The sequence below is a fragment of the Nissabacter archeti genome (assembly GCF_018257325.1).
Taxonomy (GTDB): Bacteria; Pseudomonadota; Gammaproteobacteria; order Enterobacterales; family Enterobacteriaceae; genus Chimaeribacter; species Chimaeribacter arupi.
Genome location: NZ_JAERKB010000002.1, coordinates 168803 through 189044 on the forward strand (window position 1 = coordinate 168803; position 20242 = coordinate 189044).

Annotated in this window: 11 protein-coding genes; 5 read left to right on the forward strand and 6 right to left on the reverse strand. The window is 62.0% G+C overall.

Annotated features, from left to right (window positions below):
• Positions 1-5: 5 nt before the first annotated feature.
• From JK232_RS03590 to JK232_RS03610, 5 genes are read right to left on the reverse strand one after another with little or no spacing between them, the layout of a single operon-like run.
• Positions 6-3977, reverse strand: coding sequence for a cellulose biosynthesis protein BcsC (locus JK232_RS03590; RefSeq protein WP_212588830.1), 3972 nt, complete (start codon positions 3975-3977; stop codon positions 6-8).
• Positions 3964-6354, reverse strand: a complete 2391-nt coding sequence (gene bcsB / locus JK232_RS03595) for a cellulose biosynthesis cyclic di-GMP-binding regulatory protein BcsB (RefSeq protein WP_212588831.1) — start codon at positions 6352-6354, stop codon at positions 3964-3966. Before bcsB ends, JK232_RS03590 begins: the two co-directional genes overlap by 14 nt.
• Positions 6354-8450 carry a UDP-forming cellulose synthase catalytic subunit gene (bcsA, locus tag JK232_RS03600; protein ID WP_101834484.1) on the reverse strand — a complete coding sequence of 699 codons (2097 nt, stop codon included), beginning with the start codon at positions 8448-8450 and terminating at the stop codon, positions 6354-6356. The genes bcsB and bcsA overlap by 1 nt, the downstream gene beginning before the upstream one ends.
• A gap of 18 nt (positions 8451-8468) precedes the next feature.
• The gene (gene bcsQ, locus JK232_RS03605) at positions 8469-9275 is read right to left on the reverse strand and encodes a cellulose biosynthesis protein BcsQ (RefSeq protein ID WP_212588832.1); all 807 of its coding nucleotides are present in this window, start codon (positions 9273-9275) and stop codon (positions 8469-8471) included.
• The gene (locus JK232_RS03610; protein WP_212588833.1) at positions 9266-9733 is read right to left on the reverse strand and encodes a cellulose biosynthesis protein BcsO; all 468 of its coding nucleotides are present in this window, start codon (positions 9731-9733) and stop codon (positions 9266-9268) included. The genes bcsQ and JK232_RS03610 overlap by 10 nt, the downstream gene beginning before the upstream one ends.
• A 767-nt stretch (positions 9734-10500) precedes the next feature.
• Here JK232_RS03610 and hmsP point away from each other — a divergent pair.
• The 3 genes from hmsP (at position 10501) to JK232_RS03625 (ending at position 15820) form a co-directional block, all read left to right on the forward strand.
• Positions 10501-12543, forward strand: a complete 2043-nt coding sequence (gene hmsP / locus JK232_RS03615) for a biofilm formation regulator HmsP (RefSeq protein ID WP_212588866.1) — start codon at positions 10501-10503, stop codon at positions 12541-12543.
• Between the two features lie 209 nt (positions 12544-12752).
• On the forward strand, positions 12753-14036 hold the full coding sequence (locus JK232_RS03620) for a dicarboxylate/amino acid:cation symporter (protein ID WP_072927902.1): 1284 nt from the start codon (positions 12753-12755) through the stop codon (positions 14034-14036).
• Positions 14037-14335: 299 nt separating this feature from the next.
• Entirely contained in the window at positions 14336-15820 is a 1485-nt protein-coding gene (locus JK232_RS03625; RefSeq protein ID WP_072927654.1) for a M16 family metallopeptidase, read from the forward strand.
• A gap of 88 nt (positions 15821-15908) precedes the next feature.
• Here JK232_RS03625 and kdgK read toward each other — a convergent pair whose 3' ends face one another.
• Complete coding sequence (kdgK, locus tag JK232_RS03630; RefSeq protein WP_212588834.1) at positions 15909-16841, reverse strand: 2-dehydro-3-deoxygluconokinase; 933 nt, start codon at positions 16839-16841, stop codon at positions 15909-15911.
• A gap of 324 nt (positions 16842-17165) precedes the next feature.
• Between kdgK and pdeH the strand changes: the two genes are divergently transcribed.
• Together pdeH and JK232_RS03640 are read left to right on the forward strand one after the other, a co-directional pair.
• On the forward strand, positions 17166-17957 hold the full coding sequence (gene pdeH / locus JK232_RS03635; RefSeq protein ID WP_072927900.1) for a cyclic-guanylate-specific phosphodiesterase: 792 nt from the start codon (positions 17166-17168) through the stop codon (positions 17955-17957).
• A gap of 159 nt (positions 17958-18116) precedes the next feature.
• A complete protein-coding gene (locus JK232_RS03640) occupies positions 18117-20192 on the forward strand; it encodes an AsmA family protein (protein WP_101827777.1) in 2076 nt (691 codons plus the stop codon).
• The last annotated feature ends 50 nt before the right edge of the window (positions 20193-20242 follow it).

Consider the following 20242-nt stretch of genomic DNA (forward strand, 5'->3'; position numbering starts at 1 on the left):
CCGCATTAATTCCTGTCAAGCAGATAGCGGAAGTAGAGTTCCGCCCTGCTTTCATTGTAGTCACCAAAGGTGTCGTAACCCACTTTCCCACCGACGATCATATTGCGGTTCAGGTGGTAGTTGCCGGCGGCCCCCAGGTTCCAGCCGATGCCGTTCTCACTGCTGCCGGCGTAGTACGCCTCGCTGCCGAAACCGGCCGCGACCAGCGATTCAAGCTGCGACTGGAGCGCCGGGTCATCCGGGAAGTAGGCGCTTTTGTCTTTCGAGTAGGACTGGTAGCCCACGGACGCATTCAGCTTCAGGTCCCAGTCATCCATCTTCTGCGTGTACTCCACCGGGAAGGCGACGCTGACGTAGTTCTGCGGGCTGAAATAGCCGCCCTGGCCGTAGCTGAAGTAGCTGAGGTTTTTCGAGAAATCCATATAGCCGACGTTAACGCCGGTTTTCAGCTCGCGATCCTCGAGGCGGTAAGGGCGCACATACAGCCCGGCGTTGGTTTCAATGCTCTGGTTTGAGGCGACGTGGTGGCCGAGGTAACTGTAGTAGCCCACCCCGGCGTAGAACCCGGCGTCGCCGTTGTCATAGGAGAGGTTGAGGCTGCCGCCGTTTTTGGTGACCTGCCCCCACGTTTTGCCGCTGTAGGTGTCTTCGGTGCCGACGTAAGCGAGCAGGCTGTCCGTGACGGCGCGGCGTTCGGCGGTCACGGTCAGCGTGGTGTTGTCGCCAAGCTTCGGTGACCACTGCACGCCGCCCACCAGCGCGTTGAGATCCTGCCCCAGCGGGGTGGAGCCGATGTCCGCTTTATAGCGATCGCCGCTGACCGCCAGCGCCAGTTCCACGCCGGACGCGTTCTGGTTGCCCGATTCCGGCGCGCTGTAGGTGGTCGGGTCGGCGCTGGTAATCGCGGTGTAGGCGGCGCACTGCGCGGTGGTGGCGTTGGTGCCGCAGTTGGCAATGTAGCCGGCAGCGGCGGCCGTTTGCAGTTTCGCCAGCGTACTGTAACTGGCGATGTCCAGCCCGGCTGCGGTGGCCGCTGCGGCAACGGTCTCTTTCGCCGATTGCGCCTGTGCCAGCGCGCCCTGGCCGAAGCGGCTGTTGCCGGTATCACTGCTGCTGCCGGCGCTGAGCGACACCGGGGTGGCGGTGAAGCTGACGCGCGCGCTGTCAAACGGCTCGGCCGAGAAGGTCATCGGCGCTTTCGCCTCGGTCAGCTGGCTGAGGCCGCTTTCGCCGTCACGCCCGCGGATCGACAGGCCGCCCTGCGCCCAGGTGGCATGCTGTTCCTGCAACGCGTCCAGCATCGCATCGACCTGTTTCAGCGTCGCGGATTGGCGCGCCCGCAACGGTGACACCGGCGCACCGGGGATCTGCCCGCCGTTGAGGGTGGCGTCAGATTGCTGCCACGGCATCACACTGCCGTAAGAGGAGGCAGTGGTTGGGCGGGCGCTGCGCGTGGTGCGGTTGATAAACGGGTTATCCGCCAGCGCCAGCCCGGCGATGGACGGCGTGCCGCGGCCGTCTGCCCCCTGAAGGCCAATCATCTTGCCTTTGGCCGAGCGCAGCAGGGCGAGCGCCTCCTCGTGATCGCCCTGCGCCTCGGCGACGCGGGCCGCCTGCAACAAGCGCTGCGGCGTGCGCGGGCCGGTGAAGCCGCTCATCAGCTGGCGCGCGCGCGGAATGTCATTGTCGGCCAGCGCCACATCGACTGCGCCTGCGCGGGCATCCTGCGCCGGGGTGTCGCGGGCCAGCAGGTAGTCATAGACCTTACCGGCTTCTTTATTCATCTTGCCGGACTGGTAGAGCCGCGCCATCGCCAGCATGAGATCGCGGTTTTGCGGATCGTTTTGCAGCGCGACAATCAGCGTGTCGTAAGCGGCGGCGTTCTGCCCCTGCTCACGCAGCTGATCCGCCTCGTTGATCACAAAGCCGGTACGTAACGTGCTGATCTGCTGCGGGGAACTGTTGGCCTGAATTGCCGGGTTGCTGAGCCAGGCCTGCGCCTCACTGCTCAGCCCGGCGGCGTTCAGCACGGTAATCTGGTCGGCGTAATCCCCGGCGTTGCCTTTCACGCCCTGCTGCATACTTTGGCGTACCAGCGCCACCGCGCTGTCAGCCTCACCCGCTGCCAGTAACCCTTTCGCCAGCGCACCGCTGTCTGCCGGGCTGGTGGGCGGCGTTTGCGCCAGCGCATGGAATGTATTGGCGGCGGCGGTGAGGTTGCCGCTTTGCAGGTAAGCATTGGCGGCGGCCATCTGCCGGTTGAACCGGGCGCGCCCGGCCAGCTCGCGCATCGCCGCCGTGCGGTTGCGCGCCGGAATACGCGCCAGCAGGGTGTCCGTTTGCGGCCAGTTGCCGTTTTCCGATGCAAACAGCGCGGCGGCATAGGCGGCGCTGGCCGGGGCATTGGGTTCTGCGGCCGGGGCCATCAGCGCCTGCGCCTGGGCGCTGTCCCCCAGTTTGGCCAGGATGCGCGCCCTGTCGAGCGTCACCCAGATGTTGTCCGGCTGCTTCTCCTGTGCCTGTTGCAGCAGGAGCAGGGCGCGTTGCGGGTTATTGGCCTGTAGCGCCTCCGCTGCCTCACGGCGCAGCGGCTCAACGTTGACCCCGGCAGGTTGCACCCGCGGCCGCAGTGCGGCAGGCAGGGTTTGCAACACCGCATTGGCCTGGGCGTTGTCCCCTTGCTGGCGCAGCACATAATACAGCCCGCTTTTGGCGTCATTATTTTCACTGTTTTGCGTCAGCAGCGCGCGGTAGAGCTGCGCGGCCCCCGGCAGGTCGCCGGTGCGGCGCAGCACATCCGCGCGGAACAGCGCCGCCGCCGTGCCTTTTTCACCGCCCTCAGCGGTCAGCGGCGCAGAAAGGGTGAGCGCGCGGTCGGTGTCTCCGGCCGTGGCCGCTTTTTTGGCGTCGGCCAGCGCGGCATAGAAATGGGCATCCTGCGCCTGGGCGCGCCATTTTTCGCTCTCCGGCCCGCCCTGTTGGGCGGCGCGGGTCAGGTACTCTTCCGCTTTGGCGAAGTTGCCGCTGCGCTGGGCGATGTAGCCCATCCCGGCCAGGGCGTCAGCGTCGTTTGGGTTGGTGGCCAGCACCGAGGCAAATTTGGCCTCGGCATCGCCGGTATTGCCGCTGTTGAGGGCAGTGAAGCCCTCGCCTTTGGCTGCGCCGCCGACATTTTTCTGGAAATAGGCCATCACACCGCTGTCGTTCGGGTGCTGCTGCTGATACGCCTGATAGAGCGGCTGATCTTCCGGCTGCGGGGTGAGCCACAACAGCGCCTGGCGCAGCGCCGCCGCGGCATCGGTGCTTTTTTCCGACAGCCCCGCCAGCAGGCTGATGCCGTCGCGGCGGGTGGCGGCCTGGTAAGTCATCGCTTTGCCGAGCGCCAGGCGCGCTGCGCTGTCCGTGGGCCGTGCGTTAACCCGTGCCTTCAGGCCGTCGATCGCCTGCGGCAGCAGCGTCTGGTCTCCGGCCATCGTCAGATAGTATTCATCGGCCAGGCTCTCCGGCGGCGTACTGCCGCTGAACAGCATACGGTACGCCTCAAGCGCCTGGCCCACGGCACCGCGCGCGGCCAGCTGGCGTGCGGTAGCGAGCTGCGTCGGCGGGATCGCCTGCACCGCGCTGGCGTTGTCGAGTGCAGTTAAACGCGGGTCGCCCGGCGAGGCCGCGCTGAGTTTCTGCCGCCACTGCGCCGCTGCGGCCTTGTCACCGCCCTGCATCGCGTACAGTGACATCAGGTAGAGCGCCTCCGGGTTATCGGCCTCCACCATCAGCACCTTTTGCAGGGCGTCCCTTGCCAGCTCGTCATGCGCTTTCTCATGCCAGTAAGCGGCCTGATCAAACAGCGCTTTCAGCGCCGGGTTGCTCCCGGCGGCTGTGGCAGGCAGCACCGCCAGCCCGGCGGCCCACAGGGCGAGGCGCAGGCGGGACGGAATCAGGAAGGGCACCGCGCGCCCCGTCGGGTTACTCGTTTTCATCAGGAAAATCCTTGCCGGCGGAGCCGCGGTGCGGGGCCAGACGCTGTGCCGCATGGCGCGCCAGCAGCACATAAATGCTCAAACCGATCGCCGCAGCGAACAGCAGTGTCACCAGCGACAGCACCACAATGTGCTGGCTGGCGTACCAGACAATCATCAGGTACCACGGCAACTGGCCGACCGGGAATTGCGGGCCGACGCGGAAACTGCGCACGCCGTTCTCATCGGTAATCACCGCCAGGTCGCCGCGTACCCCGGCGTTGATCGCGGCGGTGTTCAGGTCCTGGTTAATCTTCAGCAGTTGGTCATCATCGGTGGCGGTGGCCAGCACCACCACGCGGTTTTTCGCCCAGGCGGAAGGGAAACTGACGAAACCGCGCCACGCCTCGGTGGAGGAGAGGTAACGGTCAGCCTCGACCGGCGTGCGGAACCAGTCGCCGGTGGCCCAGGCTTTCAGGCGTGCCGGCATGTCCGGCGTGCGCACCGTCAGGGTGTCATTCTCCGGCTGGAACGGCGTGCCGCGCAGCAGGGCCCCGGTGAATGCCTTGTCCTGCAGCGGCGCAACCGCCAGCACGTCGCGATCCGCCGTATTGCCCGGCACACCGAACGCCACCTGCACCTGCGCCACCGGGATGCCGGTGGCATTACCGGCGCGGCCCATCAGCCCCAGCAGGGTGTGTAGCTCCGCTGCGCCCGGCTGTGCCGGCAGCAGCAGCAGCGTCTGCGAGAAGTCCGCCAGGCGCGAGAACGGGAACGACGCGCCGACGTAGTAAGAGAGGTTCGGCAACTGCGAGAAGTGGTGCGTGTGCGTCAGATCAATATAGGAATCGTCATCGATGCGGCTCTTGATATTGCTGCTGGTCAGCAGGTTACAGGGCGCATCCTTTTTCGGCGCGATGGCGTAATAGAACGTCAGCTGGTTGTCGCCGTAGATCAGGTAAGGGGCCAGCCGCAGCGTGGTGCTCTCCTGCCGGGTGTCGCCGCCGAGGGCGCGCCAGGCGCTCTCCACCAGCCCGTTTTTGTTGACCGTGAGGTTGCGCAGGAAGGTGCCGTTGATCGAGACATTCAGCTGCGATTTATCCTCATCAATCCAGTTTTCCGTCGGGAAACGGTAGCCGAGGTGCACCGGGATGGTGTCGCCGTCCCACATAAAGAGATCCGGCGCGGCGCGGAACGCCACATGGATGCTGTCATGGTAGATGCCGTTGGCGGTCAGCGCGTCCGGGTTCGCCACCAGGCTTTTCAGGGAAACCGGCGCGTGGGTGTTGATCCAGCGCGGCGCATCATAAGGCTGCCGCGGCGGGATGGCGTGCGGCACCACCGGCAGCGTGCTCTGGCCGGCAGGCAGCGGGGCGTTCACCAGCCGCCACGCCGCCTGGCGCAGCTGTTGCGGGTCACTGCCCATCACCAGCAGCAGTTTGTAGACCGGGTTGATCGGGTTGTCGATCACCTGGAGCTGCGGGCCGGTGGCGGCGGGCAGCGTCAGCGTGCCGATGCGGTCACCCGGTTTGCCGAACACAATCCCGTTCTGTTCCGGCAGGCGGTCGAGCGCCACCGGGAAATCGATGCCGCGGTAACCGGCGCGCATCCCGAGGTAGGAGGCGACGGTGGCCGCGGCACTGACTTCCGCCGGTTGCAGCGACGCCGGGAACACCATCGTGACCTGTGACGCCTTCATCTGGAGCGGATCAAAGAACGGGCGCGGGAAGTGGCCGAGATCGCGGCCGATGTTCAGCCGCTGCCCTTCCAGTTGCAGCCGGGTTTTCGGCAGCACCGTGACCCAGTATTTATCTGACAAATCGCGCTCGCACTGCATGGCGTTGCTGTCCTGCACCTGGAAACTCAGGTTGTTGCTGGACACCACCATCGCGGCCGGAATATCCAGCTCATACTCGTTGTCGCGGCTGCCGTCGCCGGTCAGCGGCAGCGCGCCGAGCGGCTGGCCGTTGAGCATCAGTTGCAGGCTGGTGTCACGCGCCAGCAGGGCAGGGGAGACCTTGAGCACCAGCGTCAGGCGGGCGTTGGTCATCACCTGGTCGCCCGGCAGGGTGAAGATGACGCCGGAATGGAGTTGGCCGCCGCTCAGCGTCAGGCCGTTTTGCTGGCCCATCTCCGCCAGCGTCAGGCTGGTGGTCACGCCCTGCGTCAGGGCGATGTCCGGCACCGCAGCCTCCGGGGCCGGCACATCCGGCGCGGGCATATCCGGCGCTGGCGGCACGGCGTCCGGCTGCGGCGCGTTGTCTGCCGGGCGCGGCAATGTGGAGAGATCCAGCGCGGCCGGCTCCGCCTGGCCGACAGCCAGCGGCAGCAGGGCGAGGCCGGCCGCCAGCCACGGGCGGGTGCGGCGCAAGGCCGCGAGGAATCGGGTCGGGTTCATCAGGCGGCCTCACCCTTATTGAGTTTTGCGCTGCGGCGGCGTGCCTGGCGCTCTTTCCAGGTGTGGTAGAAGAGCTCAAACACACAGCGCACGATGCCCATCAGCGAATGCAGCGGGCGATCTTTCGGGTACGGCGGCTCAATCCAGGCATCGGCACGCGCCAGCACCACCCGCACCAACTCGCGGCGGCGGGAGAGCGGCATCTCACCGAATTGCAGGCGGATCACCTCCGGCGTGGCGTCGATCAGGCTCACCGGAATGCAGACCGCACCCGATTGCAGCAGGATTTCCACCTCTTCAATCACGTCATGCTGGTAGCGGTCATCCGGCGTGACCAGCTTGACCCCGCCCATCGACATATCCACCGTGGTGGTGCGCACCGAGATACCGCTGGCGTAATGCACGATCGCCGGCAGCGCCACATCAATCCGGATGGTTTTGCGCACCTGACGCGTCTCTTTGGCGACGGCAATCGCCGCCAGCAGGATCAGCACGCTGAAGCAGCCCCAGCCGATGTTAAGCGCCATGACTTTCGGGTCTACGCCAAAATAGTTGTGCGCCACGGCGCGGACGATGCCCGCCACAATCCCGGCCAGCATCATCACCACCACAATCACGTGCGGTTTCACGATGTTGAAATCAAAGAAGCCGTTGTCGAGCAGGCCGCCTTTGTCGGTCACGTTGAATTTGCCGTGTTTCGGCGAAATCAGCGTCAGCAATGTCGGGATCACCAGGTGGAACGCCATCACCGTTTCATAAATTTCACCCCAGAAGGCGTAACGGTAGCGACCGTTCATCCGTGAGTTGATATACACCGACATCAGCAGGTGCGGCAGCATGTAGGCGAAAATCATCGTCGCCGACGAGGAGATGATGTTCTGGTTAAACAGCAGGTAGGCCATCGGTGCGGTGAGGAAGATCACCCGCGGCAGGCCGTACTGGAAATGCAGCATGGCGTTGAGGTAGCAAAGGCGTTGCGGCCAGCTCAGCCCGCGGCCGAACAGCGGGTTATCGACGCGGAAAATCTGCGTCATGCCGCGCGCCCAGCGGGTACGCTGGATAACATGCAGGCCGAGGCGCTCTGTCGCCAGCCCGGCGGCCAGCGGCAACGCCAGAAACGCGGAGTTCCAGCCCAGGCGCTGCATTTTCAGCGCGGTATGCGCATCTTCAGTCACCGTTTCCACCGCAAAGCCGCCGATTTCTTCCAGCGCCACACGGCGGATCACCGCGCAGGAGCCGCAGAAGAACGTCGCGTTCCAGTTGTCATTGCCCTGCTGCACCGGGCCGTAGAACAGTGCGCCCTCATTCGGGATATGGCGCGCCGCTGACAGGTTGCGCTCAAACGGATCGGGCGAGTAGAAGTAGTGCGGCGTCTGGAGCAGCGCCAGCCGCTCTTCTTTCAGGAAGCTGCCGACGGTGGCCTGCAGGAAAGCGCGGGTGGCAACGTGGTCGCAGTCAAAGATGCAGATCAGCTCACCTTTGGTCAGCGTCAGCGCATGGTTCAGGTTGCCGGCTTTGGCGTGGCGGTTGTCATTACGGGTGATATAGCCGACGCCCGCATCGGCGGCGAACACCGCGAACTCATCACGTTTGCCGTCATCCAGCACGTAGATTTTCAGCTTGTCTTTCGGGTAGTCGATGCATTGCGCCGCCAGCACCGTGTCGCGCACCACGTCGAGGCTTTCGTTGTAGCTCGGCACATAGATGTCCACCGTCGGCCACAGGCTCATGTCGTCCGGCAGGGGTTCAATGGTGCGTTTCAGCGGCCAGGTGGTTTGCAGGTAGCCGAGCAGCAGGATCACCCAGACATACAGCTCTGCCGCAAACAGGCCGGTGCCGAGCACCGCCTCAATGGTGGAGTTAAAGTGCAGCGTCTCGGTCGCGCGCCAGTAGATGTAGCGGGTGGACATCAGGATCGACATCACCACCATGATCACACTGACTTTTTTGCTTTTGCTCAGGCCGAGCAGGAACAGCATCGCGATGCCGATCAGGCCGAAAATATACTGCTTTTCGCTGTCGAGCGGCGTGACGATGACCAGCAGGGCCACCGGCAGCAGCAGGAGCAGCAGCAGGGAAAACAGGAGTTTGTTCATGACGTCAGGGGATCGCTGTCAGTAAGTGTGGGGAGGGGTGATCGACGCGTGGAATTCACCATCGCCAACGTTGATGCCCAGGATGGCCGCCACTTTTTTGCTGACCAGCTCAATGTCGAAGGCCGCGGCAGAGACCGGGCTGAAATCGATGATTGCCCGCTGGGAGGCGTTGGCCTCCGGCACGCACTCGTCACGGTGGATGGTGCCGAGCAGGCGGTCACCCAGGCGTTGCTCAAAAAATTGGGTGACGTCGCGGCTCAGGGTGCGGCGCATGTCGATCTGGTTGATGACGTAGTAGTCGCCCTGTTTGTCGTTCAGCGCGCTGCCGATCATCTTGTGGTTTTCCATCTGCGGCAGCAGCGACAGCGAGGCGGTGTCTGCCAGCATCACCACCAGGTGCAGGTCCGCCAGGGTTTTCATGGCTTTCAGCGCCGGGCAGGGGCCGGGCGGGAAGTCCGCCAGAATCACTAGGCCGGGGTAGTTCAGCACCGACTGCAGGCCGCGCGCGAGGAAGTGCGGATCGGTGGTGAGCTGCTGCTCAAAGGCGAGGCGCTGCGCCTCTTCCACGTCACCATACGGCAGCACAAAAGTATTGGAACCGGCCTTGAGGATGAACTGGCTCCAGTCGGAGGCGTCTGCCGCTTCCGCCACAAAGCCGCGCCCGTCAGAGACCGGCACGCCAAAATGCAGCCGCAGGGCGTTCTGCACATCGAAATCAATCACCAGCACTTTGCTGCCGCTGCGCGCCAGCGCATAAGCAAGATTGGCGGTCAGGGTGGTTTTGCCGACGCCCCCTTTGGGCGAGCAGACACAGACTAACGGCATGAGGCAATCATCTCTAACAGGGGTTGAAGCGGTGTGTCACGGCGGCTGTCCGCCGCCGGTTGGGCAACGGGTTTGGGCCGGAACAGCGAGGTGTAACGCGCCGCCTCAGGGGCCGGGGGCGCAGCGGCGGGCTGCGCAGGCGATACCGCCGCCGGGGCCGGTGAGGCGGTGTGGGGTGCGGCCGGGGCAACGGCCGGGGCCGCCGGCAGCATGTCGCTCAGGGTGCTGAGCAGGCTGTCAGTGGCGAACTCGCGGTCTGACACCGGCGTCGGGGCCGGTTGCACCGTGCGCTGGCTGCTGCCCAGGGCGCCGGGGGCCTCTGCCGTCGCGGACAACTGGCGCAGGATCGCCCAGTTCTGTTGCGCGCCCTCCTGGCTGCTGTCAGAAATTTCCTTGTAATCAATCCCTTCCATATGGGTTTTTTCTTTGAAGCGTTTTATATCGTCGTACTTATTCATCAGGGCGGCCTATACGATGGGGTCAATGCCGGGGATAAAGACGCAAAAAGCCGCAGTCAATCGTGCCGGCATTCCTTACAGGAAAGGATGTTCAGGTGACGTCGCAGCCCCCCGTTGCTGGAGCGTGCCTAATATATCAATTCCTAAACAGATTAATAGTGCAGCGATTAAGCAGAAAAAACAGCGCCTGAAGAGTGCGTTAGTGTTTTGTTCTGAGGTAAATCCTATTAGGATTTTTTCATACTTGCCTAAATGAATCATTAAATTACTGCCAGCGGAAAGCTCTGTTTATCCCATATTGATGTAGTGAATTTTATAAATATTTTTAATGTTTTAGCGTGATCATCCGACCACCGTCAGCCGCAGGCGGCAGGGGGCCGCGGGCGGTGGGGCACTGAAAAAGGGGGAATTGGGCCGCTTTGGGCTAGGATAAGGATGAAAACCGGCTTTTTCCTGCTGAATATCACGGCCGCAGGGCCGTTGCGGGGGGGAAATCCGTATACTGGGGCGTGCGGCGGCGGCCGCTGAGCCGGTTGTCCGGGCCGCCCTGGTTTTGGTAATGAATTTAACTGTTTGTTACCAACGCGGATCACGTATTACCATGAGGAACCGTGCCGGAGGGGTTGACCTCCGATGTGACGGCCAAAAAACATGATGAACAGGCAATGATGCCGCGTGAGACACTTCCGCGCCGGACGCAGTTCTCAACTCTTTCCAGCCACGGGCGCGCGCCGGTGGCCGATCCCAGTGTGTGACGGAGACGTATGTTGCGGGTCAGACGTTCGTTAACGATTAAGCAGATGGCAGCGGTATCCGGTGTAACGCTGGTAACGCTCTGCATCTTTATCACCATCCAGCTGTTTCACCTGGCGCAGCAGCGCCGGGAAGATTACGCCCAGCAAATGGAACAGGTTGCCCATTCCATCCGCCAGCCGCTGGCGGAGGCCGTGCTGAATGTTGACCTGCCGCAGGCACATGCGTTGCTGAATACCTTTAAGCCGCTCGGCATTGTGACGCGCGCCAACGTGGTGCTGCCGAATGATATCCAGGTGCTGCACGGCGATTTTCCGCCGGAACGGCCGGTACCGGGCATTATCTCCAGCGTGTTTGACCTGCCGGTGCGCATCAGTGTGCCGCTCTATACGCTGGAACGGATGCCCGCCCACCCCAAACCGCTGGCCTACCTGGTGTTGCAGGCGGACTCCTGGCGGCTCTACCAGCAGATCCGCAGCATCATGATCACCCTGCTCGCCACCTATTTGCTGATGGCGCTGGTGCTCTCCGTGGCGGTGAGCTGGTGCATGAACCGGCTGATGGTGCACCCGTTGCGCCATATCGCGCGCGAGCTGGACGCACTGGAAGAGGGGCAGATCCTGCACCATCAGCTGAAGGTGTCGCCGCTGCATAAAGATGACGAGCTGGGGATGCTGGCGCGCCACTACAACCGGAACCAGCAGTTGCTGGCGCGGCGCTTTGGTGAAAACCCGCGCGAGTGGCCGCGCCACCCGGTGACGGCGTTGCCGAATGACTCCCTGTTTACCGAGCTGCTGGCGCAGTACCTGCGTTTCCAGCCGCGCCCGGCGCGCTTTAACCTGTTGCTGATCGATGTGGAGACGTTACAGGAAGCGGCCGGGGTGCTGAGCGAGGCCCAGCGCAATGCGATGTTGCAGACGGTGGTGGGCCGCATCCGCAGCGCGCTCTCTGACAATGATGAGCTGGGCCAGCCCGGCCCGCATGAGTTTATTGTGCTGGCGCGCGATGCCGAGCGGCCGTTCCAGGCGATGCGGCTGGCGCGTGAAGTGATGGCGGCGGTCAATGCGCCGTTGACCGAGGGTGAGCTGACGGTGCGCCCGGTCGCCAGTATCGGCATCGCCCATTATGCCGGTGACGGCAACCTGGGGGCAGAGGCGCTGATCCTGAATGCCCGCTCGGCGCTGGTGTCTGCCCACCATCAGGGCAAAAACCAGATCCTGTTCTTTGACCCGGAACTGACGCGCAAAACCCAGCAGCGGCTGACGCAGGAGAGCGATACGTTGCAGGCGCTGGAGCACAACGAATTCACCCTGTTCCTCCAGCCGCAGATTGACCTGAAAAATAACCGGATTGTCGGGGCCGAGGCGCTGTTGCGCCGCCGGATGCCGGACGGCAATTACAGCCTGGATGCGGAGTTCATCCCGTTTGCGGAAGAGATCGGCCTGATTGTGCCGCTGGGTTACTGGGTGCTGGAGCAGAGTTGCCGCATCCTGGCGGACTGGCAGCGCGACGGGATCACCATTCCGCTGTCGGTAAACCTGTCCGGGGTGCAGATTCAGCAGCGTAACTTCCTGCTGGAGCTGAAAACGCTGCTCAGCCGTTACCAGATCAAACCGGGGATGCTGGTGCTGGAGATTACCGAAACTGCCCGCATCGACGATCTTGACCGCGCGCTGAAGTTGCTCAGTGAATTGCACCATTCCGGCGTATCGGTGGCGCTGGATGATTTCGGCATGGGCTATTCGAGCCTCAATTACCTGAACCGCCTGCGCGGCCTGCCGATCAATATCATTAAAATTGACCGCAGCTTTATCAGCAGCCTGCCGGGCGATGACCTGATGGTACGGATTGTCAGCTCGATCGCCGGGGCCATGAACATCAGCATTATTGCGGAAGGGGTCGAAAACGCGGCCCAATACCAGTGGCTGAAAGACCACGATATTCCAATGGCGCAAGGGTACCTGTTTGCCCGGCCGATGCCGCGTAACGCGTTTGAAACGCTCCTGCGCCAGGGCTTGCCGCCGGCCGACCTGCTGCCGGAGGAGACGGGCCGCTGACACCTTTTCAGGCCGGGCGTATTGCCCGGCCTGCTTCGCATTCATTCCCCTCATTTTTTCATTGAATCGATTCAGCTCATATTTTGTCATGAACATTTGTTGCAATGGGAGACAAGGCATTTCCAAGATGTTGTCTTGGTGTTACTTTCGCCCCTGCTGTCATGCCCGTTTGGATGGCGGGTAGCGGTCCTCTCCAGCACAGGATATCGATCATGAAAAAGTTGTTTAAGAGCCTCTATTTTCAGGTATTAACCGCGATCACCATTGGGGTGTTGCTCGGTCATTTCTATCCGGAGCTGGGGGCGCAGATGAAGCCGCTGGGTGACGGTTTCGTCAAACTGATTAAGATGATTATCGCCCCGGTGATTTTCTGTACCGTGGTGACCGGTATCGCCGGAATGGAAAGCATGAAGGCGGTCGGGCGGACCGGGGCCATTGCGCTGCTCTATTTTGAGGTGGTGAGTACGCTGGCGCTGATTATCGGGCTGGTGATTGTGAACGTGGTGGAGCCGGGTGTCGGCATGAACATCGACCCGGCCACGCTGGATGCCAAATCCGTGGCGATCTATGCCGAACAGGCGCAGCAGCAGGGCATCATCCCGTTCCTGCTGGACGTCATCCCTGCCAGCGTGATCGGCGCATTCGCCAGCGGCAATATTTTGCAGGTGCTGCTGTTTGCGGTGCTGTTTGGCTTTGCGCTGCACCGGCTGGGCGACAAAGGCCAGCTGATGTTCAATATGATTGAGAGCTTCTCGAAGGTCATTTTCGGCATCATCAATATGATCATGCGCCTGGCGCCGCTGGGGGCATTCGGGGCGATGGCCTTCACCATCGGCAAATATGGCGTCGGCTCACTGGTGCAGCTCGGCCAGCTGATCCTCTGCTTCTACCTGACCTGCGTGCTGTTCGTGATTGTGGTGCTGGGGCTGATTGCCCGCGTGACCGGCTTCAGCATTTTCCGCTTTATCAACTACATCAAAGAAGAACTGCTGATTGTGCTCGGCACCTCCTCGTCTGAGTCGGCGCTGCCGCGGATGCTGGACAAAATGGAGCGGCTCGGGTGCCAGAAATCGGTGGTGGGGCTGGTTATCCCGACCGGGTACTCGTTCAACCTCGACGGCACCTCCATTTACCTGACGATGGCGGCAGTGTTTATCGCGCAGGCCACCAACTCGCACATGGACATCTGGCACCAGATAACCCTGCTGGTGGTGTTGCTGCTCTCCTCAAAAGGGGCCGCCGGGGTGACCGGCAGCGGCTTTATCGTGCTGGCGGCGACGCTCTCTGCCGTAGGCCACCTGCCGGTGACCGGGCTGGCGCTGATTCTGGGCATCGACCGCTTTATGTCTGAGGCGCGTGCGCTGACTAACCTGATTGGTAACGGCGTCGCTACCGTGGTGGTGGCAAAACGGGTTGGCCAGCTGAACGAAAAACAGCTGCACACCGTGTTACACGACAAAAAATCCACCCCCGGCGCGATCTCCTCTTCCTGATCGCGCCACTATCGCGGCATTAAGCCGCACTTGCACGCGGTTTGCTGCTAAAAGCCACCCTTTACTTGATGTAAGCGGTGGCTTTTCCTCATAATACCCCGCCGCCCCTGGCCCGCTGATGTTCAAATCGCCGCTTTTTTTCACTTTTCCGTGGTGACATCGGCAGGGGTTCGCTGTCAAACACGGGTTACCTCCCGTTTCCGCATGATTGACACGCACAGGGCAGAGCTGCGTTCCCGGAGTATGGAACGAACGAATTCTAATAGAAAAATCGGACTGTTATTTAAGTAGGGGTTCACATGCAGGGCACCAAAATTCGTCTTTTAGTTGGTGGGTTACTGCTGGTTGCCGCCGGCAGCAGCGTGCAGGCTGAAGCACTACAACCCGATCCTGCCTGGCAGCAGGGTAAGCTGGACAATGGGTTCACCTGGCAGCTGCTGGCCACGCCGCAGCGTCCCTCCGACCGTATTCAACTGCGCCTGATCGTGCGCGCCGGTTCGCTGGTGGAAAGCGCGCAACAAACCGGTTTTGCCCATCTGTTGCCGCACCTGGCACTGATCCGCAGCCAGAGTTTCAGCGCCCCCCAGCTTCAATCTTTGTGGCAGCAGGCGATCGACAACGACCGGCCGTTGCCGCCGGCCATCTCGTCGTATGACTACACCATGTATAACCTGAGCCTGCCCAACAACCGCCCGGAGCTGTTGAAAGAGGCGCTGGCGTGGCTGTCTGACGCCAGCGGCGCGCTGGTCACCGACGCCCCGACCGTGCAGGCGGCGGTGGACGCCTTCCAGGACCCGATCGGCACCCAGCCGGCAGACGCACAAGACCCGTGGTGGCGCTACCGCATGAAAGGCTCCACGTTGCTGGCGCATGATCCCGGCCAGCGGCCTGACCGGCCGGTCAATATTGACGAGCTGAACAAATTCTACCGCCAGTGGTACACACCGGACGCCATGACCCTTTATGTGGTCGGCAATGTGGACAGCCGCAGCATCGGCGAGCAAATCACCAAAACCTTCGGCGGGCTGAAAGGCAAACGCGAGACACCGCCGGTGATGCCGACCCTGTCGCCGCTGCCGTCACAGGCGGTCACGCTGATCAACGAGAGCTTATCGCAGGATCGGTTGTCACTGGTCTGGGATGCGCCGTGGCAACCGATCCGCGATTCCCAGGCCCTCAGCCGTTACTGGCGCAGCGATCTGGCGCGTGAAGCGCTGTTTATGCACCTGCAACAGCAACTGAACGGCAAGGCCAAGGCGATGAACCTCGGCTTTGACTGCCAGGTGCAGTACCAGCGCAGCCAGTGCGCCATCCGCATGGAAACCCCGAACGCCGCGCTGCTGCCGGACTTTACCGCGCTGGTCACTGCGCTGGCTAAAGTGCGGGATAACGGCCTGACGCAGCAGGAGTTTGATGCGCTGATGGCGCAGAAGAACGAGCAACTCAGCAAGCTGTTCGCCACCTATGCCCGCACCAGCACCGATGTGCTGATTACCCAGCGCCTGCGTTCGCAGGAAAATGGGGTGGTGGACATCGCGCCGGAGCTGTACCAGAAATTGCGCCAGGAATTTTTAACTTCGCTCAGCCTGCCGTTGCTGAACCAGGAGCTGAAGCAGCAACTGTCGGTTGACCCGGCGCTGGTGCTGATGCAGCCGAAAGGCGAAGCGGAGATGAGCGTGCAGGCGTTGCAGGATGCCTATAACAGCGTGATGCTGCCGGCCCCGGCGGTGGTGCCGTCGGTGGAAGAGGCGAAAGCCGACGCTGCGGCGACTGTCACGCCGTAACCCGCCACGGTGGGGCCATCAAAAAAACGTGCCGGCATTTGCCGGCACGTCTGTTTCTGCGGTACGCAACGGGCAGCGCAGCCGGCGGTCAGCGCGGCATGGCTTCCAGCGGGATGATGGCGCCCCGGTGGCGGATGACGGTGCTGGCGGTCAGGTGGCCGCGCTCAGCCGCGGCCACCACATCCCCGCCGGTCAGCCGCACGGCCAGATACCCGGCGCTGAAGGAGTCCCCGGCGGCGGTGGTGTCGACCACCTCCTCTTTCGCCAGTTTCACCGCCGCCACTTCATGCAGTGTGCCCTGCTCATCAGACACCAGGCAGGCGTCTGCCCCGCGTTTGATCACTATTTCCGCCACACCCAGCGCGCGGGTGCGGGCGATCACCGCCTCAACCGGCTGTTCGCCCCACAGCGCATCCTCATCATCCAGCGTCAGGAACGCGATGTCGGTGCAGGCGAGCATCGCCTGATACGCCTGCTGCGTCTCTTCCCGCTGTTGCCACAGGCGCGGGCGGTAGTTGTTGTCAAAAATCACTTTGCCGCCGTGGGCGCGGCAGTCACGCAACAGCGCCATTAACCGTTCGCGCCGTTCCGGCGTCAGGATCGCCAGGCTGATGCCGCTCAGGTAGAGATAGTCATAGTGCGCCAGTTGCTCACAGAGCGTGTCAGCCTGCGGGCCGTCCAGCCAGAAGCGGGCGGCGGCGTCATTGCGCCAGTAATAGAAGGTGCGTTCGCCCTGGGCATCGGTCTCGATGAAATAGAGGCCGGGCAATTTGTTCTCCAGCCGCTGCACCAGGGAAGTCTTGACCTTTTCACGCTGCCAGGCGGCCAGCATCTCCTGACTGAACGTGTCGGTGCCGAGCGCGGTGACGTAGTGCACGCCCAGCTGGGTGTCCGGCACCTGGCGGGCAAGGTAGACGGCGGTGTTCAGCGTATCGCCGCCAAAACCGCGGCTGAGATCCGCGCCTTTTTGCGACAGTTCGATCATGCATTCGCCGATAACGGCAATTTTCTGGCTTGTCATGGTGGCTGGCCTGCTTAAGGAGTGAAAAGGGGTTTCCGGTAGTCTTAACCGAAGGCGAAGGTGAGTCAACATTAATAAAACAACGTTTTAAAATTATTGGCAGAGATCGCGCTTTTGGCGTCATCAGGGATTTCAGCAGCTTAGCGCATACGCCGTGAGAGGGCCGCGAACCCTGCGCCAAAGCGGCTTCCGGAGGTAAAGTTTTAGGCGCAGAAGCCGATAGTAAGTAGGCGTATAAAACACGGCGCAGGGCAGGTGATCGGCGGTGGCATCCCGCTGCTGCACCCGGCATACGATGTCGGCTTTCCCTCAACCACCACGAACATGGCAACAGCAACGATGATAACCAAGATGATGTCTGGTCTGTTCACGCCATCATTCTCTGTGATTGATCGCGCGAAAGAACAGAGTTTCTGGCGGCAATGCCAGCGGACCTACAAATTTCAGCCCATTTACCTGACCAGCGGCCATATGCTGGGTCTGGAGCTGCTGACCGCCGTGTCACATCCTTCAAACCCTGGGAAATTCCTCTCGCCGGAACGTTATTTCGCCGCCATCAGCGTGACGCGGCGGCTGCTGATTATTCAGGAACAGCTTCAGCTGTTGGAACAGTGGCGGCCCGAACTCGAGCCGCGCGGGCTATTGGCCTCAATCAATGTGGACGGCCAGTCCCTGGAGGCGTTGCAGCAGCAACCGGCCCTGTGCGCCCGCATTGCGGCGATGCCGTTTGTCCGTTTCGAACTGGTTGAGCAGGCAGAAATGGCGTTGACCCGGCCACTGGGCCAGATTGCCCAGTCAGACCGTTTATGGCTGGATGATTTCGGCAACGGTCTCGCCAATTTCTGCTCGTTCACTGCCTGGAAGTATGAATACATTAAAGTGGCGCGGGAGCTGTTTATCCTGCTGCGCCAGAGCGAAGAAGGTTCCCGGCTGTTCTTTACGCTGGTGACGCTGCTGAACCGCTACAGTAAAGGCGTGATCATTGAAGGGGTCGAAACCGCCGAAGAGTGGGCGATGGTGTGCGAGTCTGACGCCCATGCCGCCCAGGGCTACTATATGTCCCGCCCGCAAGTCTTTGACCGTGACGCCGGCCTGCCGCTGTTTTTCTCCGGCTGACATACCGGGTTACACTCCCGGCTTTCCTTGTAAACCCAGTTACCTTCTGCCCTGACTGCCTCTTTTCCTCGTTTGCCACGGGTGCCGCACAGGCAAGACCGGCCAATTTAAACTATTGTTAAGCTGACGAAACTGTTAATTCTCTGTCAGGTATAACTCATGTCGCGAACAGGAAAAATCATAAGCTGGGTCGTGGGCGTCCTGGTGGTCGTGCTGATCGCCCTGGTGGTGTTCATCATGACCTTTGACTGGAACCGCCTGAAACCTACCATCAATGAAAAAGTCTCCACCGAGCTGAACCGGCCTTTTGCCATTCGCGGCAACCTGGGGGTGGACTGGTCACGCCAGAAAGAGGAGCGCGGCTGGCGTTCATGGGTGCCGTGGCCGCATATCCATGCGGAAGATATCGTGCTCGGTAACCCGGAGGGCATCCCGGACACTAAAGATCTCGGCAACAATATGGTGATGCTGCAACGGGCGGATGCCACCCTGGCCCCGCTGGCGCTGCTGGGCAAAACCGTGAGCATTCCGCATATCCGCCTGACCAAACCGGACGCCGCCCTGCAACGGCTGGCGGACGGCAAGAACAACTGGACATTTAACCTCGCCAGCAGCCAGAACCCCGATCCCAACCCGCAACCGTCCGCCTGGTCGGTCAACATCGGTGATATCGCCTTTGATCGCGGCCAGATCGATTACAAAGATGCCATTGCCAAAGCCGACGTGCGCGCCGTGATTGACCCGCTCGGCAAACCGCTGCCGTATGCGGAAATTTCCGGGCAGAAAAAAGACGAGGGCGCGAAACAGAAAGCCGACACCACGCCGCCGGACTTTATGTTCGGCTGGAAAGTGAGCGGCCGCTACAACGGCCAGCCGCTCTCCGGCAGCGGGAAAATCGGTGGCCTGCTGGCGTTGCAGGATGCCCGCACCCCGTTCCCGGTGCAGGCGGATGTGCGCTCCGGCAATACGCGGGTAGCGGTGTCCGGCACCTTAACCGACCCGACCAACCTCGGCGCGCTGGATCTGCGCCTGAAACTTTCCGGTGAAACGCTCTCTGACCTCTATGGCCTGACCGGCGTGCTGCTGCCGCAATCCCCGCCGTATGAAACCGACGGACGCCTCTCTGCGGCGTTGAAAGAGAAGGGCGGCGCCGTCTACCGTTACCGTGATTTCAACGGGAAAATCGGCGACAGCGACATCCACGGTTCGCTGGTGTACCGCGCCAGCGAACCGCGGCCGAAACTCACCGGCGATGTGGTGTCGAAACAGCTGCGCTTTGCTGACCTCGCGCCGCTGATTGGGGCGGATTCCAACAAAGATAAGGCGAAACGCGGCGAAACCACCCGTCAGCCATCGGATAAAGTGCTGCCGGTCGAGAAATTCGATACCAAAAGCTGGGACGTCATGGATGCGGATGTGAAATTCGCGGCCAGACGCATCGAGCACGGCAAATCCCTGCCGCTGAACGATTTGAGCACCCATCTGAAACTCACCAACGGCGTGCTGCTGCTCGACCCGCTGCGCTTCGGCGTGGCAGGCGGTAACCTGAACTCCACAGTCCGGCTTGAGGGCAATAAAAACCCGATGCCGGGGCGGGTGGATATGCACGCGCGCGGCCTGCAACTCAAACAACTGTTCCCGAACGTGGAAGCGATGCGCAGCAGCCTGGGCCAGCTAAACGGCGATGCCTCCTTTACCGGCACCGGGAATTCCGTCTCTGCACTGCTCGGCAGCAGTAACGGCCAGCTGCAGCTGTTGATTAACGACGGCGTGATCAGCCGTAACCTGATGGAGATTGCCGGGCTGAACGTGGGGAATTACGTGGTCGGCAAACTGTTCGGGGATGACGAAGTGGCGATCAACTGTGCCGCCGCAGACATCAACATCCGGGACGGGGTCGCGGCACCGCGGCTGTTTGTGTTCGACACAGAGAACGCGATCATCAACATCAGCGGCACCACCAACTTCGCCAATGAGCGGATGGATCTTTCGATAAACCCGGACAGTAAAGGGCTGCGCATCATCACCCTGCGCTCACCGCTCTATGTGCGCGGCACCTTCAAAGACCCGGATGCCGGGGTGAAAGCAGGGCCGCTTATCGCCCGCGGTGCGGCTGCGGTGGCGCTCGGTGCTGTGGTCGGCCCCGCTGCCTCGCTGCTGGCGCTGATCTCCCCCAGTGAAGGGGAAGAGAACCAGTGCGGCCCGCTGTTGCAGAAAATGAAAGCCGGTAAATAAGCCACGACGGCAATAAAAAAACCGCTCCCAAAAGGAGCGGTTTTTGTTTT